This is a genomic window from Arcicella rosea (genome assembly GCF_040543805.1).
In the GTDB taxonomy this organism is placed as follows: Bacteria; Bacteroidota; Bacteroidia; order Cytophagales; family Spirosomataceae; genus Arcicella; species Arcicella rosea.
Map to the genome: position 1 here is coordinate 47607 of NZ_JBEUMS010000004.1, position 24656 is coordinate 72262.

22 protein-coding genes are annotated in these 24656 nt (G+C 33.8%); 13 read left to right on the forward strand and 9 right to left on the reverse strand.

Annotated elements, in window-relative coordinates; all coding sequences use genetic code 11:
* Nucleotides 1-2 precede the first annotated feature (2 nt).
* From ABID42_RS06460 to ABID42_RS06470, 3 genes are all read left to right on the forward strand, one after another.
* Nucleotides 3-596 carry a nucleotidyltransferase family protein gene (locus ABID42_RS06460; RefSeq protein WP_367282941.1) on the forward strand — a complete coding sequence of 198 codons (594 nt, stop codon included), beginning with the start codon at nt 3-5 and terminating at the stop codon, nt 594-596.
* 367 nt (nt 597-963) lie between these two features.
* Nucleotides 964-1767, forward strand: a complete 804-nt coding sequence (locus ABID42_RS06465; RefSeq protein ID WP_323260140.1) for a response regulator transcription factor — start codon at nt 964-966, stop codon at nt 1765-1767.
* A 153-nt stretch (nt 1768-1920) separates the two neighbouring features.
* Nucleotides 1921-2604 (forward strand): AIR synthase-related protein, encoded by a 684-nt coding sequence (locus ABID42_RS06470; protein ID WP_367282942.1) that lies wholly within the window; start codon nt 1921-1923, stop codon nt 2602-2604.
* Nucleotides 2605-2686: 82 nt separating this feature from the next.
* On the opposite strand, the gene ABID42_RS06475 is transcribed toward ABID42_RS06470, so the two are convergent.
* Complete coding sequence (locus ABID42_RS06475) at nt 2687-2875, reverse strand: hypothetical protein (protein WP_323260144.1); 189 nt, start codon at nt 2873-2875, stop codon at nt 2687-2689.
* Between the two features lie 39 nt (nt 2876-2914).
* On the opposite strand from ABID42_RS06475, the gene ABID42_RS06480 reads away from it, so the two are divergent.
* The 5 genes from ABID42_RS06480 (at nt 2915) to ABID42_RS06500 (ending at nt 7517) form a co-directional block, all read left to right on the forward strand.
* Nucleotides 2915-4006, forward strand: a complete 1092-nt coding sequence (locus ABID42_RS06480) for a hypothetical protein (RefSeq protein ID WP_367282943.1) — start codon at nt 2915-2917, stop codon at nt 4004-4006.
* A gap of 21 nt (nt 4007-4027) precedes the next feature.
* On the forward strand, nt 4028-4570 hold the full coding sequence (locus ABID42_RS06485) for an RNA methyltransferase (protein WP_323260148.1): 543 nt from the start codon (nt 4028-4030) through the stop codon (nt 4568-4570).
* A 107-nt stretch (nt 4571-4677) separates the two neighbouring features.
* The gene (locus ABID42_RS06490) at nt 4678-5073 is read left to right on the forward strand and encodes a hypothetical protein (RefSeq protein WP_367282944.1); all 396 of its coding nucleotides are present in this window, start codon (nt 4678-4680) and stop codon (nt 5071-5073) included.
* A gap of 148 nt (nt 5074-5221) precedes the next feature.
* On the forward strand, nt 5222-6145 hold the full coding sequence (locus ABID42_RS06495; RefSeq protein WP_367282945.1) for an ABC transporter ATP-binding protein: 924 nt from the start codon (nt 5222-5224) through the stop codon (nt 6143-6145).
* Nucleotides 6146-6191: 46 nt separating this feature from the next.
* Nucleotides 6192-7517, forward strand: coding sequence for an ABC transporter permease (locus ABID42_RS06500; RefSeq protein ID WP_367282946.1), 1326 nt, complete (start codon nt 6192-6194; stop codon nt 7515-7517).
* Between the two features lie 55 nt (nt 7518-7572).
* On the opposite strand, the gene ABID42_RS06505 is transcribed toward ABID42_RS06500, so the two are convergent.
* Nucleotides 7573-8079: an Lrp/AsnC family transcriptional regulator gene (locus tag ABID42_RS06505; protein WP_323260156.1), complete on the reverse strand. Its 507-nt coding sequence runs from the start codon at nt 8077-8079 to the stop codon at nt 7573-7575.
* A 305-nt stretch (nt 8080-8384) separates the two neighbouring features.
* Here ABID42_RS06505 and ABID42_RS06510 point away from each other — a divergent pair, with 305 nt between their 5' ends.
* Nucleotides 8385-9527 carry a putative sensor domain DACNV-containing protein gene (locus ABID42_RS06510; RefSeq protein ID WP_323260158.1) on the forward strand — a complete coding sequence of 381 codons (1143 nt, stop codon included), beginning with the start codon at nt 8385-8387 and terminating at the stop codon, nt 9525-9527.
* A gap of 1 nt (nt 9528) precedes the next feature.
* Here ABID42_RS06510 and ABID42_RS06515 read toward each other — a convergent pair whose 3' ends face one another.
* The 3 genes from ABID42_RS06515 to ABID42_RS06525 all read right to left on the reverse strand — a co-directional run bounded on the left by ABID42_RS06515 (nt 9529) and on the right by ABID42_RS06525 (nt 11552).
* Nucleotides 9529-10290, reverse strand: coding sequence for an MBL fold metallo-hydrolase (locus tag ABID42_RS06515; RefSeq protein WP_367282947.1), 762 nt, complete (start codon nt 10288-10290; stop codon nt 9529-9531).
* Nucleotides 10291-10372: 82 nt separating this feature from the next.
* On the reverse strand, nt 10373-10741 hold the full coding sequence (locus ABID42_RS06520; RefSeq protein WP_323260162.1) for a response regulator: 369 nt from the start codon (nt 10739-10741) through the stop codon (nt 10373-10375).
* A 289-nt stretch (nt 10742-11030) separates the two neighbouring features.
* Nucleotides 11031-11552, reverse strand: coding sequence for a DUF2911 domain-containing protein (locus ABID42_RS06525; protein WP_367282948.1), 522 nt, complete (start codon nt 11550-11552; stop codon nt 11031-11033).
* 142 nt (nt 11553-11694) lie between these two features.
* Here ABID42_RS06525 and ABID42_RS06530 point away from each other — a divergent pair, with 142 nt between their 5' ends.
* A complete protein-coding gene (locus tag ABID42_RS06530; RefSeq protein ID WP_367282949.1) occupies nt 11695-13011 on the forward strand; it encodes an adenylate/guanylate cyclase domain-containing protein in 1317 nt (438 codons plus the stop codon).
* A 38-nt stretch (nt 13012-13049) separates the two neighbouring features.
* On the opposite strand, the gene ABID42_RS06535 is transcribed toward ABID42_RS06530, so the two are convergent.
* Nucleotides 13050-16685 (reverse strand): BamA/TamA family outer membrane protein, encoded by a 3636-nt coding sequence (locus ABID42_RS06535; RefSeq protein ID WP_367282950.1) that lies wholly within the window; start codon nt 16683-16685, stop codon nt 13050-13052.
* Between the two features lie 126 nt (nt 16686-16811).
* Nucleotides 16812-17663: an SdiA-regulated domain-containing protein gene (locus ABID42_RS06540; protein WP_367282951.1), complete on the reverse strand. Its 852-nt coding sequence runs from the start codon at nt 17661-17663 to the stop codon at nt 16812-16814.
* Between the two features lie 31 nt (nt 17664-17694).
* Between ABID42_RS06540 and ABID42_RS06545 the strand changes: the two genes are divergently transcribed.
* The gene (locus ABID42_RS06545) at nt 17695-18909 is read left to right on the forward strand and encodes a Pycsar system effector family protein (protein ID WP_367282952.1); all 1215 of its coding nucleotides are present in this window, start codon (nt 17695-17697) and stop codon (nt 18907-18909) included.
* Here the strand turns inward: ABID42_RS06545 and ABID42_RS06550 are convergent.
* Both ABID42_RS06550 and ABID42_RS06555 read right to left on the reverse strand, forming a co-directional pair.
* Nucleotides 18902-19186, reverse strand: a complete 285-nt coding sequence (locus ABID42_RS06550) for an Rdx family protein (RefSeq protein ID WP_367282953.1) — start codon at nt 19184-19186, stop codon at nt 18902-18904. The genes ABID42_RS06545 and ABID42_RS06550 overlap by 8 nt on opposite strands.
* A gap of 134 nt (nt 19187-19320) precedes the next feature.
* Nucleotides 19321-21522, reverse strand: a complete 2202-nt coding sequence (locus ABID42_RS06555) for a DUF5916 domain-containing protein (protein ID WP_367282954.1) — start codon at nt 21520-21522, stop codon at nt 19321-19323.
* A 235-nt stretch (nt 21523-21757) separates the two neighbouring features.
* Here ABID42_RS06555 and ABID42_RS06560 point away from each other — a divergent pair, with 235 nt between their 5' ends.
* Both ABID42_RS06560 and ABID42_RS06565 read left to right on the forward strand, forming a co-directional pair.
* Nucleotides 21758-23170 (forward strand): APC family permease, encoded by a 1413-nt coding sequence (locus tag ABID42_RS06560; protein WP_367282955.1) that lies wholly within the window; start codon nt 21758-21760, stop codon nt 23168-23170.
* A gap of 175 nt (nt 23171-23345) precedes the next feature.
* On the forward strand, nt 23346-24575 hold the full coding sequence (locus ABID42_RS06565; RefSeq protein WP_367282956.1) for a multidrug effflux MFS transporter: 1230 nt from the start codon (nt 23346-23348) through the stop codon (nt 24573-24575).
* The last annotated feature ends 81 nt before the right edge of the window (nt 24576-24656 follow it).

Here is a 24656-nt window from a genome sequence, read left to right on the forward strand (position 1 = left end):
GTATGAAAATATCATCTTTAATCCTTGCTGCGGGCAGTTCTAGTCGCTTGGGAAGTCCTAAACAACTTGTTGAATACAGAGGGGAAATACTTGTAAGTAAAATTGCTCAATTAGCATTATCAATTACTGATAATGTACTGGTTGTTTTGGGTGCTAATGAAAATATCATACAACCAAAGTTGACAGAGTTAGTCCAAGAAAATCAGCAAAAAATAAAAATAATGGTCAATACTGACTGGAATGAAGGAATTGGAAGCTCCATCAGTTTTGGAGTAAAACAACTTTTTGATACTTCTGATGCTATTTTGATACTATTATGCGACCAACCTTTTGTCAACTACTTACTTTTGCAAGAAATGGTGCAAGCTTTTGCAGAAGCAAAATATTCGATAATTGCCTGCAAGTATGCGAATCAACTAGGCGTACCTATTTTATTTGATAAAAAATATTTTTCAGAACTAATGAAATTAAATGGTGATGTTGGGGCAAAAGTTCTATTAAAAAAGCACGCAGATGAAATTATGAGTATTGATTTTCCAGAAGGTATTTATGATATTGATACACAGGAAGATTTAGTGAAAATATTGCTCAATTAGAAGCTTTTTAAAACAAAAAAGCCGAAGGGTTAGCTTCGACTTTTTGAAAAATAATCTACTTAATGACAACAAATACACTGGCGGAAGTACTGCGCAGTCAGATTATTTTTACTAATGGATCAAGTTAAAGTTGTGGTCAAGCATTTTTGAAACGATTCTTTACAGTAAATAAAAGTAGCTGACATTGACTAATGACAGTTTTTATTTATTAAATTACTTCAAGACCTATTTCTTATGCAAAGTTATGCAATCTTAAAGTTTCATTAAATAGCCAAAGTGTCTATTTTACACATTTCTTTGAATTTTTTTAGTATAAAATACTCATTTTAAATGTATTTGCTAAAACCTTGTAAATTCTACAAATACTATGGAATCGTTATCAAATAATTCTATTGAACAATTGTTTCGTAAATGTTTAGATGCAGTGAGTCTTGTAGCAGGAAGTGCTTCGGAAAAAACGGTTGAAAAATATTTACAAGAACTAGGATATTTTAGTCTTAGCTCTACTTTGCCAAATGCAGTATATCAAATTCTGGATATGCGAACGCTTACCTACAAATTTGTAGCGAATACTGAATTGGCGTTGGGAATCCATCCAGATGCTTTTTTGGAGAAGGGAGTACCGATGGTGCTGAGTATGATGGTTCCTAAAATGGAGAATGTTTCGGCTATTCCTGAATTACTGAAATTTATGTACAATTCTATTAAAGAAGCTCCTCGTGAAGTTCGTGAGAATTTTGTAGCTTATGGATATGGTATTCAGTATTTAAGACCGAGTAAAAAATCATTTCATTCAATGGTGCAATTAATCGGACTAGAATTTGATGAAGAAGGCTTGCCAACTTTATGTTTTTTGATTAATCAAGATATTGAACATTTAGTAAAGAAGTTGGATAATTATTTAGGAAGAACAAGTTTTAGAAATAGCGATTTTGTAACCACGTTTTCTTCGAGCGAAATGCAAATGAAGAAACAAGATATTTTTTCGGACAGAGAAATTGATGTACTTAAAATGCTTTTGAAAGGTTACGATTCTAAACAAATTGCTGAAAAACTATTTATTAGCTCGAACACGGTTGATAACCATCGTAAAAATATGATTCGAAAACTAGATGCACGAGATACCACCGCTCTAGTACAACTCGCAAAACTTTTAGGTATTTTGAAGTAAAAAACATAAAATAAAAATATTGCAATCGCTTTCTGAAAAGGAAGCGATTTTTGTTTATTCGTTGTCAGAAATATATTTACCTTTAACAAAATAAACCATTACGCTTTCCGAGGTACAATAAGATATTTTTACAAACATTAAAAGACACTAAAAGTGGAACAACAAGAGTCTCGTCAAACACTGGTAAGCCCATCAGTTGATGAAATGAAAGAAACAAAGTATTTCAGTATTGATACTGTGGAAGATGTAAATGATGATGAACTTATATTAGTAGTAAAACATCTTTTAAGAACGTGTTTCAATAAACAAGCTTCAAATCAAATAGAAAGTGAAGACAGCATAATGACGATTGATTTCAAAAATGATGACGATTTGATTTACTTGGTAGGCAATTCTACAAATGACATTGCTTCTTCAGCATACTTATATTCTTACAGAGGAATAGAATCATTACCATCATCAGCTTTTGATTTAGACGAAGAAAAAGAAGTTCTGGATGTAATAACTAAATTGGTTTCCAATAAAGCGATTCAATCTGCTCATCGTTTATCAAAAGGTGGTTTGTTTGTTGCATTGGCAGAGTCGGCAATGCCACGTGGTTTAGGTTTTAGTATTAAAACAAATTCTGCTTTCCGCAAGGATGCTTTTTTGTTTGGGGAAACACAAAGCCGTTTTTTAGTATCAATCGCTCATGAAAAACATAATATTTTTGAAGCAATTATTGCTGAGACAGATGTGAAATCAAGCTTTTTAGGAAAAGTAAAGAAAGAGAATTTCGTGGTTGATTCTGAAATAATTATTTCAACTGCAGAGGCAAAAGCGTTGTCAATTTTATGACTTAGTTTTTTAAAGTAGAGGTTGTTGCAAAACAAATTATTATTCTGTGTTTTCAACAACCTCTTTTTTGTTAAAAAAATGATTAAGGGTCAATGAGTTTATGCTTTTTATTATATTCTACAATAAAAACGATTACTTCGCCAATAATACCTACAGTCGCCGTGAAGGTATCTCCAAGCCAAATAAGTAAAGTAGCAAAAACAATAAACAGAACAATCAATTGAGCAGTTGAAAGTTCATTTTCTTCTGAATGTTGTGTTGAATTTGACATAGTTAACATTTTGTAATTTAGATAATTTATTACTAAGATATGAAAAAGTATAAAAAAATCAAGCCAATTCTTGTGTTAAATTGTGTTTTTTTTCTGTTAATGTTGCAAACTTCTACTTATGCGCAAGAGAAAATCATTTATTTAGGAAATACGGCTGTTAAATTAAATAACAATAATTTTTACTTGTTGAAAATTATCGACGAGCGACCTGATAAACGTAGAATTGGAACTATTTACAATGAAGAAAAAGAAGATGTTTATTTGAAATTATTAAATGGAACAGTAAAAGCAAGTAATGAATTTCTGACGAAATTTTCCAAGAAGAATAACGCTTCTTACCCAATTGTACTTAAAATAAAAGAGCTGAAAGTTGTTGAAAAAATAGTTAACTCAAAAATTGTGAATGGTTCTAGCGAAATTAAAGTAGAGTTTGGTTTCATGCGAGATTCCACATTAATAGATTTAACACCCTTTCAAACAAAAATTACTTTTACTCGCAGTTTTAATGTAACTGACCGTTATCAGTATTTGATTGGAAGATTATTAGATAAATCAATTCTTTATTTTGACCAATGGATGACTGTCAATTTTGATAAAAATCCATTGTTAATAAAAGCTGTTCAATTGAATATTAAACCTGATTACGGGATTGACGAACCCATAAGTGGAGATACCGTTTTTTGGTCAAACAAGTATAAACTTTCATGGAAAGATTTTGAAGGCAGTAAACCTTTGAGTACTAAATATGCGGCACAAGTTTTTACCAATTTTGAATATAATGCACTGGCGAATCTTAAAAACGGTGTTTTAAATATTGATTTACAATTAAAAGCTTATATGCTCAAAAGTGCATCTTGGACTTCGCTATCACTTTCAGAAGAACATCTTGCTCATGAACAATTACATTTTGATATTACCAAAGTGATTGCAGAACGATACAAAAAGAAAGCTTCAAAAATGTTGACTATTGATGATTACGATAGCGAATTACAACTTTTATTTATTGAAATGTATCGAGAATTGAATCGTTTACAAAAAGAATATGATGCAGAAAGTAATCATAGTATTAATTTTGTAGGACAACAAAAATGGCAATCACTCATTTCGGATGAATTGAGAGTAATCCGATAATCATAAAATTATAATTTAAAAATGCGCAAATTGTCAATGGATGATCTTAACCGCCTTTCAGCGGAGGAGTTTCAACAGGTAGAAAAATTTCCTTATGTTTTAATTTTGGATGATATTAGAAGTATGAATAATGTTGGTTCTGTATTCAGAACCGCAGATGCTTTTAAAGTAGATAAAGTATTTCTGGGTGGAATTACGGCAACCCCTCCGCACAGAGAAATTCAAAAAACAGCTTTAGGGGCTGATGAAACTGTAACTTGGGAGCACGTTGAGGATGTTTTGGCATTAGTCAAAACATTACAAGCTGAAGGTTATACTGTAGCAGCAGTAGAACAAGTTGAAAATAGTGTATCTTTATTAGGTTTTGAACCTGAACTTGATAAAAAGTATGCTTTTGTATTTGGGAACGAAGTTTTTGGTGTAAGCCAGCAAGTGGTTGAACAAGCAGATTTTTGTTTAGAAGTACCACAGTTTGGCACAAAGCATTCTTTAAACATTTCGGTAACTACAGGAGTAATTTGCTGGGATTTTGTAAGCAAATATTTAACGGCAAAAAATAATTAATATCAGTTATTCGAAAACTTAACACAAAAAACTTTTTTGCTTTCAAGCTTATTGATACCTTCGTTTCAATTAAATAATAATAATTTAATATTAAATTAATATTGATCATGAAATCAAACAATAAGACTCTTACCAACGAAATCTCAGCCCTTATTTTAGGAAAACTCCACGGGTTAAATGCAAAAAGTGCTAAAAAATTAGTGAAAGCGGTTGATGAAACTGCTAAAGAAATTGTAAAGAAGTACGCTAAACTTCAGAAAGAAGAGACTGAGGAAAAAGAGAAAGAAGCTAAAAAAGAAGCAAAGAAAGCTAAGGAAAAAGCAGAGAAAGTAGAAAAAGAAAAAGCAAAAGCAGCAGCAAAAGCAGAATTAGCAGCTAAAATTGCAATTGTTACTGAAGATGAAGTAGTTGTTGAAAAGAAAGAAAAGTCTTCAAAGAAAAAAGCAGTTGAAGCTTCAGAAGAAGTAACAAGTACTGAGGCTAGCGAAGAAGCAGGAGCTTAATATTGCCGACTATCAAACAAATGAGAGAGTTTATCAAAAATGATATTAGTTTTTGATAAACTCTTTTTGTTTTGTACCGTCGTTGTAATTCTGTTAGACTTTCTGCGACTCATTCCAAAACTAAAAACAAACTAAACCCACACCGTTGATGTCGAATATTTTAGAAGCCCACCATGTGGTAAAACGCTATGCAGGACACACTGCCTTAGACGAAGTAAGTATTGAAGTACCCGCAGGTTCAATTTTTGGTTTGCTAGGACCAAACGGAGCAGGTAAAACCTCTTTGATTCGAATTATTAATCAAATTACTGCTCCCGACGAAGGTGAAATCATTCTTCTTGGGGAAAAATTACAACCCAAACATATTGAGGTAATCGGTTATTTACCCGAAGAACGTGGTTTGTACAAAAAAATGAAAGTGGGCGAACAGCTACTTTATCTTGCTCAATTAAAAGGAATGAGTAAAGCCGAAGCCACTGAAAAACTAAAACATTGGTTTATAAAATTCGATATAAAAGATTGGTGGAATAAAAATGTTGAAGACCTTTCAAAAGGAATGCAACAAAAAACACAATTTATTGCAACCATCGTTCATGAACCTAAATTGATTATTCTTGATGAACCTTTCTCTGGTTTCGACCCCATCAATGCCAATTTATTGAAAGATGAAATCCTAGAATTAAAAGAAAGAGGAACAACCATTATTTTTTCTACACACAGAATGGAGTCCGTTGAAGAGTTATGTGACCACATTGCATTGATTAATAAATCGAAAGTGGTACTTCACGGAGCTAAAAAAGAAGTGAAAAATCGTTTCAGAGATAATTCTTATACCATAGAATTTGTTGGGACACTCAAGGAAAATCCTTTGTTTTTTGAAGTGTTAGATAGTAAGCCTTTGGATGATGGTATTACCCAATCTCATATCAAACTTGTTGAAGGAGTATCTGTAAATCAAATGATTACTGTTTTGCTTGAACAAGTAACACTAATTTCTTTCAATGAAAATATTCCTTCATTCAATGAAATTTTCATCAAAGTGGTTGGTGGCGAAGCTAACGATATTCTTTGAAATAATCCTAAACCAATTTTATACTCCCTTTTAAATCCCCAAAACGATGAATAAGATTTTACTGATTATACAGCGAGAATATACCACCAGAGTAAGAAAAAAATCTTTTTGGATTGCTTCGCTTTTAGTGCCAATTCTTATTGCCGCAGTTTATGCTATTCCACTTTACTTATTTTTAAATTCAAACGATACCAAAACGATTGAGGTTGTCGATGAAAGTAAATTATTCAAAGGCAAATTGCAATCTGAAGAAGATATTACTTTTAAATTCATTGAAACTACCTTTGAACAAGCCAAGAAAAATTTATATAAAAGCAATGCCGACATTGTTGTGAATATTCCCAAAGATATTCTTGATAATCCTAATGGTGTAAAAATGGTTGGTAAAAAGAGCATTGGCTTATCAGTTCAATTTAGTATTCAAGGAAAAATCCAGAATGAATTACGTAACATAAAATTACAAAGAGCCAATATTGATTTAAAAGTACTGGAAGAAAACAAGGTAAACGTAAATGCAAAAACCTATACTTTGGATGAAGATGGTGGCGAACAAAGCAGCAGTTCGACTGGTGCAATGATTTTGGCGGGTATTTTTGGAATGATATTGTACATTTCAGCATTCTTGTATGGTTCACAAGTAATGAATGGTGTAATCGAAGAAAAAAGTAATAGAATTATTGAAGTAATGATTTCTTCAGTGCGTCCTTTTCAATTAATGATGGGCAAAATTGTAGGAGTTGGTTTGGTTGGTCTTACTCAGTTTTTATTGTGGGGCGTACTTACTTTTGGTGCTTCAACAGCCACAACTGCGATTATGTCCGGAAAAATTCAGGAAAAAGTGGAAACCTTAAAAAAATCTGGAGCAGGCTCAGACGAAATCAAGAAGTATCAAGACTCAGTAAAAGATACAAATCCGCTTTCTAGTATCTCTCAAACAATTGAAAATATTTCGCTTGCAAAAATCATTATCTGTTTCTTTTTATTTTATATCGGAGGATATTTATTGTACAGTTCACTTTTTGCGGCGATAGGCTCGGCTGTTGAAAACTCATCCGAAGCACAACAATTCATGTTTCCCGTCACGATTCCGATTATCTTATCGTTTATTTTAGCACAAGTAATTATTCAAAAACCCGATAGTCCGATTGCTTTTTGGGCATCAATTTTCCCGCTGACTTCACCAATTGATATGATGGTAAGATTACCTTTTGGAGTACCAAACTGGGAAATCGCCTTATCTTTTGTACTGTTAGTCTTTGGCTTTTTAGGAACAACTTGGTTTGCAGGAAAAGTATATCGAGTAGGAATTTTGATGTATGGCAAAAAGCCTTCTTGGAAAGAAATTAGTAAATGGGTTTTTTACAAAGGATAAAATCAAAAAAAATGCTTTTCAGAATACTGGAAAGCATTTTTTTTGTCATGAGTTTTTATTTGGGTTTGTTCAATAAGCCTAAATCTGGCTGTGAATACTTTAGGATTTTGATATACATATCCGTTTTAGTTTGATACACTCCTTCAATATTCGGAATACGTTGATTAATTACTTCCAATAAGTGATTATTGTCTCTACACATCACATCTACCTGAATATCGAAATCGCCAGAAGTAACTGCTAAAAAACTTACTTCCCTAAATTCTTGAAGCTGAGCAGCCACCGACTCGATAAGGTTGGCTGGACGAACAGAAATTTTAATATGCACATAAGCATGAAAGCCTACTCTTGCAGTATTTACACGTCCAACAATTTGGATGGTTTTATCTTCAATGAGTTTACTTGCTCTGCTTCGGATAGTACTGGCAGAGGTTTTTAAGTTTTCGGCCATGTCCGTAAATGAACGGCGTCCGTCTTCTTGTAATTGACCTAAAATAGCGAAATCTAATTCGTCAAGAACAACAGCATTTTCGTTTGTATTGGTTGGTTGTGTAAGGCTCATAAAGTAGAAAAAAGTAAGTTCATTATTAATTTCCGAAATTTTAAGGAAAAATAAAAACTAAATTTTAGCTCGTTTTTGAAAATTCATCAAAAAATAGGCGTTTTTTGGTTAAAAATTAGAAAAATAGACGAATTTTAGAGAAAAATAATAGAATCTACTTAGATGATAATTTTGCTTTTTTTTGATAAAAAATGATACTTCATCACATTATTTTAAAGCATTGAACCTAAGCCAAAAATTAATAGTTGAAGAGATAAGTGTCAATTTGTGTATAGAACTATTTTCAGAGAGCCAAAAAATTAATTATGATTTCGACCACCACTACTTACCAAGCAGCTCAAATGGTTTCTGAAACTGTTGAAAGCCATTTTATATTTCATCATCAAAAAGCGATTAATCATGATGGGAAAGTCCTTGCACCCATTCCTAGTAATCAGGTAATAGAATCAATTATTGATACTACTTTTTGGGCAAGTCTTCGTCGTGAGGAAGGACGTTTCCCTAAAATTTCCATCGCTTTTTTACCACCACATTTAGCTGAACAACCACTTATTTTTGAAAATAGCTTATCGTTTAATCCTAATGTGTTAACCAAATTAGCACCTTCTGTTGAACATGCTGGTATTCATCTTGGCGTTTGGATTGAAAACGATGAATTATATATTTGGGGAACAACCACCAGTATTCCGGGTTTATGTTTTGTTTTAGAAGTAGTTGAGCCGGGTTTGTTAGTTGTAAAACATAGAAGAACAGATGGTTTTGGCAAATTTATCAATGTGGCGGTTTTGAAGGGCGATCAGATTAAAATCATTGATGAAAACAGTAGCGCATTGCCTGATTGTCCTGCCTTAATTGGTTCGATGATAGGAGTAGCTTCACCTTCTTCTTGGAATGACTCTCTGAACGTATTAGTACAATTGGCTGTTGCGATGCGAGCGCACCAAAGAGGAGGAGCATTACTGATTGTGCCTTCACAGCATGATAATTGGCGTTCGTCGATAATATATCCAATTACTTATTCTGTACAACCTGTTTTTGCAGGACTTTCTTTGCTGAATCATAAAGGAATTGATTTGCAGAATTATGCTTTTCAAAGTAAGCTCAATCAAGCGATTAATGGAGTTGCAGGGCTTACTGCCGTTGATGGAGCTACAATTATTAACGATAAATTTGAAGTATTGGCTTTTGGAGCAAAAATAGGGCGTTCACCCTCTGGCAAAGCGCTTGAAGCAATTTTAGTAACTGAGCCAATTTTAGGAAATGAACCTCAGGTGGTACATCCAGTACAGAATGGAGGAACGAGACATCTTTCAGCTGCTCAATTTGTTTATGACCAACGTGATGCTATTGCTTTGGTGGCTTCGCAAGATGGAAGATTTACAATTTTTTCATGGTCGCCTTGTGAAAGAATGGTTCATGCACATCGTGTAGATACTTTGTTATTATAAGTTAACAAGTAACACTTAGCCCGTCATAAGCTAATTTAATATAAGCAGGAAGTTCTTCATCAACATCACGGTGTAAACCCATTTGATGGCTGATATGAGTAATGTAAGCTTGTTCTGGTTGAATTTTATCGAGTACTTCTACTGCTTCCGACAAAGTAAAATGTGATAAGTGTTTTTCTTTTCGCAAAGCCCCAATTACTACAATTTTAGAGCCTTTTACTTTTTCGATAGCTTCATCAGAAATGTAGTTTACGTCTGTAATGTATGTAAAATCACCAATTCTGAATCCATAAACTGGAAGTTTGAAATGCAATACTTCAATAGGAGTGAAGGTAATCCCTTCTACCTCAAATGGCGTATTATGAATTTCGTTGAGTGTAATTTGCGGAGTGCCAGGATATTTTATTGCTGTAAAAGCATAAGCAAATTCTTGTTGGATTTGCTCTAAAACTGACGGACGAGCATAAATGGGCATATCTCTTTTTTGAGAGAAATTGTAGGCTCTAACGTCGTCTAATCCTGCTGTATGGTCTTTGTGTTCGTGGGTGAAAATTACAGCATCAAGCTTGTGAATGCGTTCACGAAGCATTTGTTGCCTAAAGTCTGGACCAGTATCAATAACAAAACTTTTGTCGGCTATTTCTAGGTGAATAGAAACCCTAAGACGTTTATCACGGAAGTCGAGAGATTGGCAAACTTCACAACCACAAGCAATGACAGGTACTCCTTGCGATGTTCCAGTGCCTAGGAAGGTAATTCTCATAAAATGATGAAGTATCAATTATGAGTTATGAATATATAATGATAGAAATTACAGTTTCATAACTCATAATTCATTTTCATAACTATTCAGTAAGTGATTTTACTTGTGCTACTAAAGCATCAAAATTAAGAGGCTTAGCAAGCATATCATCAAAACCAGCTTCTTTGAAATCTTCCATTGAATAGTTTCTAGCATTACCAGTAATAGCAATCATTGGTATTTTTGCTTTCGCTTCATCTTTCAAACTACGTACTGCTTTAGCACATTCCATGCCGTCCATTACGGGCATATTAATATCTAGCAAAATGATGTCAAAATCTTCTTTTTCAAGAGCATCTAACACTTGTTGCCCGTTTTTAACAGAGTGAATTTCGAAATTTTGAAATTCTAAAATCTTCTTAGCAAGGTTCTGGATAACTGAGCTATCTTCGGCAATCAGGACTTTCTTCATATTAAGGTTAATGATTGATTAATGTGGTAAAGATAAGTAACAGGAAACAATTAACAATTACCAATTAATAATTAAGCGTTTTTTTTGTAATTAAATCTTCACTTTTAAAGGTAAGTATTTACATCTATAAGCATTGTAAAGCTAATCAAAAATATTAAAAATCGCTTATGAAATTATCATCAAATTCGATAATGTGCTATTATGAGTGAATAAAATGATAAGTTTCTATATAAAAAAAGCTTGTTTGCGTTCTACGGCAAACAAGCAGAGTAAATTTTAACAGAGATAATTACTTCACTTTGAAAGCAACAGCAACTTTATCCCACATCAACGTTACGTCGCCGTTGTTTTCTGCTTTGATGGTAAAACGTTCCATCATGTCGTTAGCTTTTGGCGTTGCTTTTACTCTTAAAACATCTTCGGCTTCGTTATATTTGAAAGCTCCCCATTGTTTAGCAACTTTATTGAAAATGATTGTCCATTCTTTTTCTCCAGGAATTGTAAATAAACCATATTTCCCAGCTTTCAATATTTGTCCTTGTACTGTAACATCTTTACTTACTTCAAAAGTTGTAGCCTCATTTGCTCCTGTACGCCAAACTTTGCCAAAAGGCGCTAAGTTTCCATCCCAAACATTACGTCCTTTTACCGCAGGTTGACTGTAATTGATTGTTAAAGTAGTTTCTCCGATTGTCGCAGAAGTGGAAGCTGGTGGAGAAGGTTTTGATTTGGTGTCAGCCATTGCCTCATGTTGAGCATTGCTGATAAAAGCTGTAACAGTAAAAAAGGCTAATAAAAGTAATTTTTTCATTTTGATAAATCAGTTTAAGTTATTTTTGAAAGGAGTTCTCCATCTAAGCAAACGCAAAAGATTTTATAAAGTTTTATTTTAATGGAGTTATTTTACTGCAAATTTGTTATATTTCTATTAAACGATTATTATAATTTAGTAGATGAAGAGATTTTTATTTTCAGAGAACCCCGTATTAACCTATTTTGATAAACAATTCGAGCAAGAAAATATTCGTAGAGAACGACAAAGGGCGGGCGTTTTATTGATTTTTTTTTCAATTAGTTTTCTTTCTTATGCTTTGTTTGCCAAAACTGTATATCAATTAAACTACTTGAATGGGCATGAAAATGTTCCTCAAATTATATTTTTGTACTTGGCATTCATGACCTTCTACGAACTTACGGTTTGGATATCAATGAAGTACCTTTTAAAAGTAATGAGCCAAATGCCTTTGGTGGCAAAGTTTGGTAATGCTTCCTTAGAAATTACTTTACTTACTTTGGTGATGTATTTTGCGAGTCAAGAATATAATCATCCTATTCTGATAGTCCTTTCCCCATTGGTGTATATCTATTTTATTTTTATCATTCTTTCTACTTTACGTTTAAGCTTTGCTGTGTCTTTATGGACTGGACTGTTAGCAGGAGTTGAATACTTTTTTCTGAGTAATCATTTGATAGAATCGGGTACAATTGTTTCCGAACATGATATTTACACGAAACAGATGTTTTCGTATTTGCTCAAAACGTTTTCGTTGGTTTTTGGAGGATTATCTGCTGGTTATGTGGCGATGCAAATCCGTAAAAGTATTCAACTTTCGATAGAAAGAATGGAAACACAAGAACATATCGTTGAAATGTTTGGTCAGCAAGTTTCGCCAGAAGTCGTGCAAGTAATGTTAGAACAAAACGGTATTTTAAAAGCCAAACATCAAAAAGTAAGTATTATGTTTTTGGATATTCGAAACTTTACTGTGTATGCCGATAAGCACACTGCCGATGAAGTAATGAATTATCAGAATGTTTTTTTTGAAGTTGTGGCGAATACCGTCAATGAATATAATGGAATTGTTAACCAATTTTTAGGCGATGGCTGTATGGTTACTTTCGGAGCGCCTATTCCTTTAGAAAATCCTTCTGAAAATGCTGTCAAAGCTGGTTTGAGCATCATTGAGAAAATCAGTAAAATGAATGAAATGGGAACGATTCCTAATACTGGTGTAGGCATTGGAATTCATACAGGAGATGCTGTTGTTGGAAATATCGGAACAGATACTCGTCAACAATATAATATTACTGGAAATGTGGTGATACAGGCTTCAAGAATTGAACAATTGAATAAAAAATACCAATCTCAATTATTGATTAGCCAAGAAGTAATGGATGAAATTTCAGCGATTCCAATTGATACTGTTCAAGTAGGTTCAGTTAAGTTGAAAGGAATGGAAAATGAAATGTTTTTATGGAAATTAGCATAAATAAAAAGGAGGGACTTGAATTTCCCTCCTTTTTATTTTTAGAAAAATAATCCAGCTTTTACTGAAAATAAATTACTTTCTTCAGTTATTCCGTACATGCCAGTAATCACAACCATGTTGAACGGAGCAACCCAAATACCTCCTCCGTAGCCATGATGCCATTTCTCTGAATTTTCGTTTGGATTCCATACTCTACCTACATCATTGAATGCAAGTACGCCCGCATAAGCTGGAAATAAGTATGATTTAATATTGATAACTTTCAAACGAATTTCTGTATTGTTGTAGAAAGATGATTTTCCTGAAAAACGAGTACGCCTGTAACCTCTGATATTACTTAAACCGCCTAAGGAATTGGCTTGATACAATTCATAATCAGCAAGGTTCATCCCACCACCGAAACGAGTAGCCAAACTAACAACTGCTGGTAATTTAAAAGTATAATAAAACGATAAATCCGTTTTTAAATTAGCATATTTATTTTCTGTTACGTCGTTTGCACCTCTTTGTAAAGTAGCATCAAAATTCCATAAAATACCTCTTGTTGGAAAAATGATGTTATCTCTATTATCAAGTACAAATCCAGTTTTTAAACCAATAAAAAACTTGTCTTGATATATTTCATTGCCTGTCGGTGCAAATTCATGAATAAAACGTTTTGGATTTTCTTTGATATGCCATTCGTTTTTGATAGCTCCATAATATAAAGTCAATTTATTAAATCGACTTTTGAAAAGTGCTGTAATCTCTTCGTTTTCATACTGAATTCTGTAATAATCAATACCTTTTTCTTGTTTGTATTCAGATTCGTTACTCAAGCCAAAAAAATTATCAACCAAACCACCTTGTTGAATATTAGCTTTTAGTTCAAAATCTGTTTTTCCGATTACATCCATAAATTCTCCTTGATAGAAAATATTGTATGAATTTGTCCCGAAAGCATAATTTCCAGAAATAATGTGCTGTGAAGCGAATGGGTCTTTTCTAAAACCTTGACGAGTCCATTGTAACCCAGTTCCAATAAAAATTCCATCGTCAACATTGAAGGCAAAAGAACCAAGCGGAGCTATTCTGTCGTATTTAAAAGCTTCACGGTTATAATCATTTACAGCTTTTTTCTTACTTGTTAAATCTTTGGCTTCTGAACCTAAATATAAACTTGTATTGTCTTTTTTGTCGTAAATAAAAGTTTTCTTTCCTAAGCCAGCTACAGCCGAAGAATCACTAAAAATATCTTTTCCTTTTCCTCCAATCAAGCGTACTTTGATGCCTTTGTTGGCTTTGCCTAGCACTTGAAAATTGTCTTCACCATCTAATCCCCAAATTCTGATTTCTTTGGTAATTTTTGGCTCAAATGTTCTTTCATACAGTATTCTGCCAATTTCTCCATTTTTCTTTTGGTCAAAAACAGTTACTTTGGTTTCGCCATTTTCTAATCGATTGACAAAGAAATACTCGTCTTTATCACTTCCTAAAATATCAACTTCTTTACTTAAAAATTCATAAAGTTCTTTCGAATAAGTAGCTAAATCATCACGACGTTGTTTTAGTTTTTTAGCAATAATAGCAGAATGTTCAGGGAAATTTGGAAAATGACTCACTGCTGAATCAATGACTGAATCACTAATTTTTTGTTGTAATTCTGTTGCCATCGAAAGCCAATCTTTTTCTGAAGATTGTGTCAAAAACGAGCGGTCGAAGTAACGAGCATTGAATGCCAAACCCGCTACATCACGAATTTTATAATCGAAACCTTGAATTTTAGGCAAAATCCATTTTCTGGAAATAATAGTTGGTAAAAGCCCTTGATTGACAAAAAAAGCTTGGTCACGGTCACGTGGAATCGGTCTATAAGTAAGTCCTTTGTCGTTTTTGTTTTCAAAACCTGCCCAACGCCATTGGTCTTCGTGGCGGTCCCAATCGCCAATAAGCATGTCTAACAATCGGGCTCTGATTACTTCTTTTTCGTCAATATTACTGTGATTGTCCTCTGCGAGTTTTTCAACCACCTTTTGTGTACTCTGGATTTTTTTATAACCAGCAAAACTACCTTCTGGTCTTTCTTCAAAAAGTGCTAATTGATTTGTGAAAAGTCGTTTGTAATTTCCTAAAACATTACTTTCAGGAATAATTACCAAAGAAGGATTGGTGTGCAAAACACCAGCTGCTTCAGCTAAATGCGAAGCCACCAACGCCGCAAATGGATGGGAAGCAGAAATTTGGTCTGAAACAATATCGGTCGTAAACTGACTACGAATGGCTTCAGGAACGGCTCTTTCTGGATATTTTTCTACGGAACGAGTAACGAATTGTTCGCCTTTTGGATTTTGGTAACGCAATGAAAGCGTTTGAAAACCACCACCCCTTTGGATTACTTTCAATCCACCTTGCTCTTGCTCAAAATCTATCGTTTTGGGTTTGATGGCGGTCGTCCAAATGTCACGATAATTTTTACCTAATAAAAAACTTTTGAGTTTACCCGCTTTATAATTTGGGTTAGGGACGATTCCTTCTGATTGTATTTTGGCAGTTTGTAAATCTTTTGGGTCAATAGCATTAGTATTCAATAATATTTCTGTGCTGTAAAGTTCTTTGCCATTTTCGCCATCGCCACCTAAAAAAGTAAGTATTGTTTTATTATCGAAGAAATCTAAACGAGCAAAACCAATTTGTGAACTCGCAAATTTTGAATCTTTGCCCATTTTCACAGGCGTGTTTTTTGAACCAGCCCCAGAAGTAATATAATTGATAGAATCTCTTTGAATCAATTGCAAATTATGTTCGTGACCGTTGGCATAAATTACATTTTTGTACTGCTTAAAAATTCCGACCAATCCATCACGCATTTGCTTGTATTTCGGGTGTGGAATATCCTGAATATCACCAATTAATGTTCTATACAATGGATAAATTGAACCCAGAACAGGTAATGGAATGTGTACGTTTAATTCATGAAAAGGCAAAAGATGGTCTTCTAAAGTGAAATATCCACCATGAGAACCGTGCGAATACATGGGATGATGTCCCATCACAATCACTTTTTTATGCCGATTTCTATCTAAAATATCATTCACACTTACTAGCATTTCCTGTAGTGATTTTACTTCACAGTCAGATTCTGCTTCTGGTTTTTTCCAAGGATGAAGCCACCATTGTGTATCTAAAATAACAGCCGTTACTTGGTCATTCAGGGCTACTTCATGTGGCGTAGGACAGCCTCCTTTCGGAAAAAATACATCTTCTCTTTTCAAAAAATCAGAAACAAATTTTTCTTGATTTTTAATATATTCCCAACCTTTTTTCCCACCTTGTTGCCAATCGTGATTTCCCGGAATGATAAATGGTTTTCCTTCGTAATCTTTTAAAATCGCTAATTGTTCTGCTAAACGAGTGGAATCATTTTTTCGATTGGGTTCATCAAGATTACTTAAACCTTTTGGGTAAACATTATCTCCCAAAAAAACAATAGAAGAATTTTTCCCAGCCTTCTGCATTTGTCTTTTTAATGGCGTTAGTACTTGGTTTGCACCATTTTTTGGTGGTTCACCAGCGTCACCAATTAAAAAGATAGAGTAATTGGGAGTGGTTTGACTGTAGCCCAATGTTGCATTCCCCAAGATAGAAAGTAATAGACTAAAGCCTGTAACAATGTTCTGTTTGAGAGCTGTCTTCATATATGTTTTGGTTGATAAAGATGGAGGCTTAGTAATGGACTTGTTAATAGTTATGAATTGTGAATTATAAATTATGAGTTGTCCAGCGATTTGATTGTAATAGCTCGTTTGTTTTACTGTTACGATCTATTTTTTATAATCAAATTTCAAGATATAACCATCGCCACCATCGCCTTCTGATGAAATAAATAGATTTCCATCAGGCGTAAAACAAATGCCTTCTGGTTGTTTATAAAGTGAAGGACTCAAATCTACTAAAGCTTCTTTGGCTCCGTCTTTTGATAAAATCAAGAGTTTTTTCCCTTGTGAAGCAATAATAAAAACTTGCTGAGTGATTGGGTGCACTGCAATTCCTGAAGGTCTGAACATTTTTTTGCCATCTTTTCCTACTAATTTTTCTTCTGGAATGGCAATAGATTTAAACAATACTTTTCTGTTGAAATCGTAAGCATAAATCATCTTTTTGTTATCAACATCTTTTACTCTTTGCTTGGCAGCTAATAGTAAATTTCCAGTTTTGGGGTCATAGCCAAGTCCTTCATATTCAATTACGTCTGGGTCGCTACAATCAATTTCTCTTTCAAAAGCTTCACCAATTTTAAAGCTCTTAATCATGCCATTGCTTTTCAGTATAAATACTTCATTTCCAATTACTTCAACGCCTTCATAGTCACCTTTTTTGCCAAAGGGAATTGTCTGTGAAATTTCTTTTTTTACAAAGTCGAAAATAAAAACTTTGCCTTCTTCGTCATTAATGCAAGCCAATTGATTATTTTTATAAAATGACAGTCCAGAAATTTCTTGAAGACTATTCGGTAGAACGATTTTTTCAGTAGGATTTTCAAAATCATACTGAAGCTTAAATGCCTCAGAATCTTCTTGTTTGATGTCTTTTTCTTGGTGTTTGTTTTTACTTTCACAAGAAAAGAACGACAATGGAACGAAAGTTAGTAGAATTAAAGTTTTGGAAGAGATCATTATGCTTTTATTTTAATGTTTTAAGTATATTATGCAAACGGAATTGCTCATAAAGGTACAAGAATATGCTGAAGGAATTTTAAAGAAATTACCTTCGGAATTGATTTATCATAATTTGGGACATACCCAACATGTGGTAAAAGTTTCGGAGGAAATTGGTAAAGCTTCTGACCTTTCAGATAAAGCGTTGGAAACGATTCTGATTGCTGCTTGGCTACATGATGTCGGTTACCAAGAAGGATGTATCAAACATGAGGATAGAAGCAAACTTATGGCGAAAACGTTTTTGGAAGGCTTAGAAGTTCCTGAAAAGCGTATAAACAAAGTTTTGGGCTGCATTGAAGCAACAAAAATGCCTCAAAATCCGCAGAATGAAAAGGAAATGATTCTTTGTGATGCCGATTTATCACATTTGGGGTCACCTGATTTTATGAATTATTCTGAAGCTTTGCGGGTGGAATTTTGTGCTATTTTGCAAAGTATTGGAGAAAAGAAATGGTGGGAATCGACAGTAGAATTAATTCAAAATCATCATTATTTTACAGAATACGCTCGTGAACATTTTGAAGCTTCAAAACAAGAAAATTTGAAAAAAGGTATATTGAAATTGGCTGAATTTCAAGGAGAAAGTAATTTTGAAATTCCTATTCCAGCTATTTCAGAAATTCACGAAAGTAAGTTTGATAAGAAACTCAGAAAAGAAACCGAAAAACTGAAAAAACCAGACCGTGGAATAGAAACGATGTTTAGAACAACATCAACAAACCATTTTCAACTTTCTGCTATGGCTGATAACAAAGCCAACATAATGATTTCGGTTAATTCAATTATTATTTCGTTGGTTCTCAGTGTATTGGCAAGAAAATTGGAGGATTGGCCAAACTTGATTTTACCAACAGCTTTATTGACAATTGTTTGCTTAGTCGCTACTATTTTTGCCATTTTGGCTGTTCGTCCAAATGTTACTTCTGGTAGATTTACTCGTGAAGATATTGAAGAGAAAAAGGCAAACTTACTCTTTTTTGGTAATTTTCACCAAATGGAATTGACCGATTATGAATGGGGAATGCGTGAAATGATGAATGATTCAGATTTCCTTTATGCCAGTATGACTCGTGATATTTATTATTTGGGCAAAGTATTGGGCATAAAATATAAATACTTGAGGGTATCTTATACTGTTTTTATGTTTGGTTTTGCGGCATCAGTTTTATCATTTGCTATTGCAATGTATTTTTTTAAGTAGATTTTTTATCGGAATGTCCCAAGCTTTTTTCTGGACAAACAAGGTCTCGAACAATTTGTTTGAGTTCCTTTGCTTCTGGAAAATGTCCTTCTCTTTTTCTATCAAAAATTACTTCATTTCCTAAAAAAACTTGAAAACGCCCAGACACTTCGCTTGGGCGTAAACTTACTTCGCCTAATTCTTCAACAAAAGTTGTCAGTAATTCTTGTGCCATCCAAGCCGAACGCATCAGCCAATTACATTTTGGGCAGTATTCTATGGTGATTTTGGGTTTCATATTTTAGCTGTGAGCTTTAAGCCATTAGCTTCGAGCTTTTTGTTTTTTAGTTTTGAGCTAATAGTTATGAGCAGTGAGCATTGTGTCTTTCAATATAAAAAACTCAAATCTCACCGCTCATAGCTGTTAGCTTATCACAAATTCCACCAATAAGTAAATTTCAAGACGATTGCTCTGTTTTTAATGTTCAAACTTCCGGGAATATAATTATCGGTATAAACCAAAAATATATCTGAGGCTGGTTTGTAACGCCATTGCACACGGCTATTAATATTTACATTTTGTACTTGTTCGTTGTACTGAATAAAGGTTGTCCAGAATAATTTGTTGGTAAAAGTAATATCAATTTTTGGACTAACTAACCAAAAATTTGATTTCACAATTTTATCAGCTTGGTCTTTCACAGGAATTTTTACATCACTAATATCAACATAATTGATATTGGCTGATAAACTCACATAAGGCTGGAAACGATAACCAAAATCACTTGAAATACTGAGTAGTTTTCCATCGCCAAAATAACTTCCATAACTTCCAGTAAAACCAAAAGTATATCTTTTTCTTGGGGTAGATAAATAATTAAGATTAAAAGAACTAAAACGATGTTCGCTACCTACAGCTAATTTATCATCACTTCCTTTATTAGTTGGGTCGAAAGGGCGTGGAAGCTTGATATAATTGGTTTCATAATAAGCAGTCAAACTACTTCTATCTTTCATAGTAACCAAGTAATAATATTGGCGTTGAAAGTCGGTCAGCACTTTTTCTGTATTCCAATAAGTATTTGAAGTAAAGGCAGGAGCATGATATTGAACAATACTTTCTTTCTGTTTCGGATAAAAATTATATTGTAATGGCATCGCAATTTTATGATAACCAACACGAGGAACATAGCCAATTTCAGGATTATAATTGCTTCCAACATATTCGTATTGAATACTTCCAAAGAAATTCAAACCATTATGATACACATTAAAAGCACTCACAAAATCATCGCCTTTTGTATTTGGGCTGTATGATTTTAAGTACATGGCTTTGCCCGTCCACAAATTACTTGCTGAAGCTAAATTGTATTCAAAACCAAAGTTTCTGTTGTATTGATTATAGCCTTTATTGATAATTTCATCATAATTAAGCGACTGCTTATTTAAAAGCATCATACTGATATTCGAACGACTAAATACTTTCTGTTGAAGTACCAATGCCGAAAAATTTTGTCCCGGACGATTATCCAAATCACTTGTTCCAGTTTGGATATTCATCGCACCGATTCTGAGGTTATTATTGATTTTTCCGCTCAATCTAGCGCCATAATTAATGGGTACTCCTAAGCCAATTCTTCTTGAAAAGAAAGGACGAATACTGCTCAAACCAAAATTATTGAAGAGGTCGGCATTTTCTAAAAAGAATTGTCGTCGTTCAGGAAAGAATAATTCAAATCGACTTAAATTGGTTACTTGTTTATCGACATCTACTTGAGAAAAATCTGGATTGACCGTTAAATCTAAATTCAAGGCTGATGAAACAGCGATTTTAGCATCTAAACCAACATCTTTTCTGATACTTGTGGCTGAACCATCTTGAAAATTTTTACTTGTTCCACCCAAAGCGTAAGGAATGATTGAGATATTACTTTTAGGAGTAGGAGGAGGGGTTTCCCAATTCATCGTTCCCGTATAAGCAAGCGTGATACTGAAATACTGTCTTGGAATTCTTGCCCAAGTAGATTTCTCGCCAGATTTTAAATCTAATCTGCTGAAATTCATCCCCCATTTGGTTACGCCAGCTTTGTATCGAAGTGTTTTAAACGGAATGGCTGCTTCAAAAATCCAGCGGTCGCCTAAGTATTTGGTTTCCGAAAACCATTTATTGTCCCAATTGGCATTCAAATTAGTTCCTTCAGAAATGATGCCGTCGAATTGTGCACCTGCAGCATTTACACCGAAGACAAAACCGTTAGTTAAATCATTGAAAGGTTCAAGGATAAACCAAAAATTATCATTATTTCCAAAGTTGAAATCTCTCTTCAAAGATTCTACGACAAATCCTTTATTTTTAATTTTTTCGTGACAAATGGCACTGATATATAAAAAGTTATCATCATAAGTAAGGCGTACTTCGGTGGGTGTTAAGCTTTGTGAAGTATCCATTGGCGTCATCATCCAGAAATCTTTAGCAATATCTGTTTTACTCCAAGCTTCATCATCAAGAACACCATCAATTTTGATTTTTGTGTCGGTTTTTTTGATATTAAACTGAAAGGATTCGTTAATCTTTTGCGAAAAAGATGAAATAGAAATAAGGATTATGGATAATAAAAGTAAAAGTTTTTTCATAGTAAATGATTCAACATATTGATTCTTATGCGAAGATACCCATAATCTTTTCGATTCATTGAATAATGAAAGAGTAGGTTTTTCTGTCCTGATTCACCAGATAAACAAACCTTGTGGTTCATTACTTTTTGTGTACATTATCAGCATCTTTTAATGACGAATGTCTACTTTTTTGTAATTCTTGCAATCATTGACTAATTTGTATAGAATTGTCAATCCTTTAAAACCACATCAAATGAAGTCAACCCCTCCTAATCAAGGAAAATTAGTTCGCTCTATTGGACTTACCTCAGCCGTAGTACTCATCATCAGTTCTGTTATTGGTACAGGAGTATTCAAGAAAGTAGCTCCGATGTCAGCCGCATTAGAATCTCCTTCCTTAGTATTAATTGCATGGTTTGTGGCGGGATTGATTAGTTTAGCAGGCACACTTTCGAATGCCGAAGTAGCCAGTATGTTGGCAGATTCAGGAGGCGAATTTGTATATTTCCGTAAAATCTATAATCGTTTTTTTGCATTTCTTTTTGGTTGGACCAACTTCGCTGTCATTCGTACAGCATCTATTGCTTCGATTGCTTATGTATTTTCACAATCTTTAAACAGTGTTTTCCCATTTCCGACTACAGCTCCTTCGTTGGCTGAAATAAATTTTATAGGATTACATCCTTTCGATAACCTCAGCGTAAAATTAGTAGCCATTGCTTTAATTATATTTTTAACCTACTTCAATTACAAAGGATTAAAATTAGGTGAAAACCTCAGTAGAGTATTAACGGCTTTGATGATTACCGTAATGTTGTTGATTGTTATTTTAGCTTTACTGTCAAACTACGGGAGTTTAGAAAATATTACGACCAACAGTGTTCGTTACAATGCAGATGAAATGTCGGGCGCTACGCTTTTTAAAGCGCTGGCTTTGGCTTGTTTGAGTGCTTTTTGGGGTTACGAAGGTTGGGCAAGTGTTGGTTTTATTGGCGGAGAAATGAAAAATCCGCAGAAAAATTTACCTTTGGCTTTAATCATAGGCACATTAATCATCATGGCTTTGTACATGTCGATGAATTTTGTGTATCTCTATATTTTACCAATTGATGATTTTATTCAAATTTATGAATCAAAAAATGGAATAGCGGCTGTGGCTGTAGTGAGTCATTTCTTAGGTTCTTGGGGTGGAATTTTGATTTCAGGATTAATTTTAGTGGCTACTTTCAACTGTGCAAGTACAACGATTTTGTTGGCGTCAAGACTTTTCTATGCGATGGCGAATGATAAAATGTTCTTCAAAAGTGTAGATTATATTCATCCAGATTATAATACGCCATCCAGAGCTTTGTTTATTCAAGCAATTTGGACTTCATTATTGGTGTTGTCTGGAACATTCGACCAATTGACCGATATGTTAATTTTTGCAGCATTTATATTTTATGGCGCAACAGCTTTTGGTGTGTTTGTTTTACGAAAAAAAATGCCAGAAGCGCATCGCCCTTATAAAGTAATTGGTTACCCTATTGTTCCAGCTATTTTTGTGCTTTTTTGTGTTATTTTAATTGTGAATACTTTAATAGAAAAACCAGTCGAAGCACTTAGCGGTTTAGGTTTGATGGCAACAGGCTTACCTTTTTATTATTATTGGACGAAAAAGAAATAGAAAATATGTTCTTGTTACCATCCAATTAATGAGATGGTAACAAGTTTATTCCTTATCAATAAGATTACATTCCTATCAAACCAAATCTTCTTAGTAATTTTGGAACTTAATTGGCTGGACAGCGATTAACTATTAGCCTGAAAAACAGCGATTTTATTATTCCAATTTATTTAAGATGTCAAAAAAAACTTACTATTCCCTTATTCTAATACTTGGTAGCTTAACCGCATTAGCGCCTTTTTCAATTGATATGTATTTGCCTGGTTTTCCAGCCATTGCAGAAGATTTGAATACAAGCGCTGCCAAAGTATCGCTTACATTATCTGGATTTTTTATTGGAATTTCAGCAGGACAATTACTTTATGGTCCATTATTAGACCATTTTGGTAGAAAAAAACCTTTATACTTCGGTCTCTCCTTGTATATATTAGCCTCAATTGCTTGTATTTGGGTGAAAAATATTGATAGTTTAATCGTGCTTAGATTCATCGAAGCCATTGGTGCTTGTGCCGCTACTGTTGCTTCTGTAGCGATGGTTCGTGATCTTTTTCCTGTAAAGGACAGTGCTAAAGTATTTTCATTATTGATGTTAGTTTTGGGAGTTTCTCCGATGATTGCCCCAACAGTTGGTGGAATTGTTACAGCTACTTTTGGTTGGCAAGCCGTTTTTATCATTTTAACTGTAATTGGTGCTTTATTACTTTTATCGGTAATACTTTGGCTTCCAAATAGCTATAAACCAGACCCAACACACTCTTTAAAGCCAGAACCTATCATTCGTGATTTTATTTCTGTAATTGTTGAACCACAATTTTATACTTATGCACTAACTGGAGCAATTTCTTTTGCGGGCTTATTTGCTTATGTTTCTGGTTCACCAATGATTTTTATGAATGTTTTTAAAGTAAGCGAACAAGTTTACGGATGGATATTTGCCTTTTTATCAATTGGTTTTATTGGTGCAAGTCAGTTAAATAATATTGTACTTCGTAGATTTAAGAGTGAACAAATTATTCAAGTAGCACTCAGAACACAAGTATTGGTTGGGTTTATTTTCTTAATTGCTTCTTATAATGATTGGCTTAATCTTGGCATTACGCTTTTCTTACTTTTCCTCTTTCTTTCTTGTATTGGTTTTGCCAACCCAAACATGGCAGCACTTTCTTTAGCACCTTTTTCAAAAAATGCAGGAACAGCCTCAGCCTTGATGGGAGCAATACAAATGGGAATGGGTTCTTTGATTTCGGTCGTAATCAGTATGTTCGATGAACCATCTACTTTACCAATGGTTGCCGCAATGGCAGGTTCGGCATTAATTGCTAACCTAGTTTATTTATTAGGCAAAAGAACAATTACTGAAACAGTTGAAATTGGAGACAGTGCAGAAGCTGGATTAGTGCATTGATATTAAAAAACTTAACAGAGATTCAAGGATATAAACTTTAATATTTATTAGAGTGTATATCCTTGTTTTTTTTTGAGCACC

Coding starts and splice junctions, on each gene's coding strand:
- ABID42_RS06460 (WP_367282941.1), top strand. CDS start 3: ATGAAAATATCATCTTTAATCCTTGCTGCGGGCAGTTCTAGTCGCTTG.
- ABID42_RS06465 (WP_323260140.1), top strand. CDS start 964: ATGGAATCGTTATCAAATAATTCTATTGAACAATTGTTTCGTAAATGT.
- ABID42_RS06475 (WP_323260144.1), bottom strand. CDS start 2,875: ATGTCAAATTCAACACAACATTCAGAAGAAAATGAACTTTCAACTGCT.
- ABID42_RS06480 (WP_367282943.1), top strand. CDS start 2,915: ATGAAAAAGTATAAAAAAATCAAGCCAATTCTTGTGTTAAATTGTGTT.
- ABID42_RS06485 (WP_323260148.1), top strand. CDS start 4,028: ATGCGCAAATTGTCAATGGATGATCTTAACCGCCTTTCAGCGGAGGAG.
- ABID42_RS06490 (WP_367282944.1), top strand. CDS start 4,678: ATGAAATCAAACAATAAGACTCTTACCAACGAAATCTCAGCCCTTATT.
- ABID42_RS06495 (WP_367282945.1), top strand. CDS start 5,222: ATGTCGAATATTTTAGAAGCCCACCATGTGGTAAAACGCTATGCAGGA.
- ABID42_RS06500 (WP_367282946.1), top strand. CDS start 6,192: ATGAATAAGATTTTACTGATTATACAGCGAGAATATACCACCAGAGTA.
- ABID42_RS06505 (WP_323260156.1), bottom strand. CDS start 8,079: ATGAGCCTTACACAACCAACCAATACAAACGAAAATGCTGTTGTTCTT.
- ABID42_RS06510 (WP_323260158.1), top strand. CDS start 8,385: ATGATTTCGACCACCACTACTTACCAAGCAGCTCAAATGGTTTCTGAA.
- ABID42_RS06515 (WP_367282947.1), bottom strand. CDS start 10,290: ATGAGAATTACCTTCCTAGGCACTGGAACATCGCAAGGAGTACCTGTC.
- ABID42_RS06520 (WP_323260162.1), bottom strand. CDS start 10,741: ATGAAGAAAGTCCTGATTGCCGAAGATAGCTCAGTTATCCAGAACCTT.
- ABID42_RS06525 (WP_367282948.1), bottom strand. CDS start 11,552: ATGAAAAAATTACTTTTATTAGCCTTTTTTACTGTTACAGCTTTTATC.
- ABID42_RS06530 (WP_367282949.1), top strand. CDS start 11,695: ATGAAGAGATTTTTATTTTCAGAGAACCCCGTATTAACCTATTTTGAT.
- ABID42_RS06535 (WP_367282950.1), bottom strand. CDS start 16,685: ATGAAGACAGCTCTCAAACAGAACATTGTTACAGGCTTTAGTCTATTA.
- ABID42_RS06540 (WP_367282951.1), bottom strand. CDS start 17,663: ATGATCTCTTCCAAAACTTTAATTCTACTAACTTTCGTTCCATTGTCG.
- ABID42_RS06545 (WP_367282952.1), top strand. CDS start 17,695: ATGCAAACGGAATTGCTCATAAAGGTACAAGAATATGCTGAAGGAATT.
- ABID42_RS06550 (WP_367282953.1), bottom strand. CDS start 19,186: ATGAAACCCAAAATCACCATAGAATACTGCCCAAAATGTAATTGGCTG.
- ABID42_RS06555 (WP_367282954.1), bottom strand. CDS start 21,522: ATGAAAAAACTTTTACTTTTATTATCCATAATCCTTATTTCTATTTCA.
- ABID42_RS06560 (WP_367282955.1), top strand. CDS start 21,758: ATGAAGTCAACCCCTCCTAATCAAGGAAAATTAGTTCGCTCTATTGGA.
- ABID42_RS06565 (WP_367282956.1), top strand. CDS start 23,346: ATGTCAAAAAAAACTTACTATTCCCTTATTCTAATACTTGGTAGCTTA.